At 69.1% G+C, this 1,183-nt stretch carries 2 protein-coding genes; both read left to right on the forward strand.

Annotated elements, in window-relative coordinates; translation table 11 throughout:
• Nucleotides 1-720 (forward strand): amidase family protein (locus tag EN781_RS32870; RefSeq protein ID WP_245492715.1); only part of this gene is annotated, 720 nt, incomplete at its 5' end.
• Nucleotides 721-846: 126 nt separating this feature from the next.
• Nucleotides 847-1,183 (forward strand): isochorismatase family protein (locus EN781_RS32875; protein ID WP_127400742.1); only part of this gene is annotated, 337 nt, incomplete at its 3' end.

Genomic DNA, 1,183 nt, shown 5'->3' on the forward strand with positions numbered 1-1,183 from the left:
CTCGAGGGGCTGGAGCAAACGCGGTGCGTCGATTTCGAGGACTGGCTGGACGCCAACAGCCTCGACGCCGTGGTGCTGCCCGCCGCTGCCGATGTCGGCCCGGCCGATGCCGACGTCAACGAAGCCTCTGCGCTGCTGGCCTGGCGCAACGGCACCTGGGTCGCCAATGGCAATCTGGTGTGGCGACATCTCGGCATCCCGACCGTCACCGTGCCGATGGGCACCATGGCCGACATCGGCATGCCGGTCGGGCTGACCTTCGCCGGCAAGGCCTATGACGATGTGGCGCTGCTCTCGATGGCCGGCGACTACGAGCGCGCCACGCAGCGCCGCACCGTCCCGCCGCGCACGCCGGCGCTGGCGGATGATGTTTTAGCGGGCGGGAAGGGCAACGCCGCTTCGGCCCAGCCCGGTGAGACGCCATTCGCCGTGAACCTCACCGCCGAGACCATTCCTGCCGGCGACACCGACGAGATCGTCGTCACGCTGGATGCCGGCGCTGCCGATGGGGCAAACGTCAAGGTTCACGTCAACGGCGAGCCGGTGGCGATGCGGCATGACGGCAATCGTTACATCGGCCGCGTGTCCGTGCCCGCCGCCACGCATCAGGGTATCCACAGCGTCTGGCGCGGCTCCTACGGCTCGATCGTCACGGCCGTGGTGCGGCTGCCGGATGGGCGCACCGCCGGGGCCCATGCGGTGACCGGCGGGATAGGATGAGGGCTGAAGCTGCCAATCTTCCCCCTTGTGGGGGAGATCAGTTGGCACCGCCGCTTTCGCCAATCTCCGCCTTCGGGTGAAGCATCCATCCTTGACCCTCCGAACCCTCACGCTATCTTCGCGCCCATGCCAGAATCCAGCCTCGCCCCGCTCATTGTCATCGATCTCCAGACCGGCATGTTCGACGGCCGCTTCGAGCCGCCGATCCATGATGCCGAAGGCATCGTCGCCCGCGCCCGCGCGGTGATCGACTGGGCGCGAGAATCCGGCCGCAAGGTCGCCTTCATCCGCCATGACGGCCCGCAAGGCGATCCGCTGGCGCCGGGCGCCAGCGGCTGGCCGGTATGGCCGGGGCTCGGCCAGGCCGGCGACGAACCGACCTTCGGCAAGACGGTCGGCGATGCCTTCTCCAATGCCGCGCTTGGCGAATGGGTAGCCGGCCAGGGCGCGGGCGCGGTCATCC

The organism is Mesorhizobium sp. M4A.F.Ca.ET.090.04.2.1, from assembly GCF_003999085.1.
In the GTDB taxonomy this organism is placed as follows: Bacteria; Pseudomonadota; Alphaproteobacteria; order Rhizobiales; family Rhizobiaceae; genus Mesorhizobium.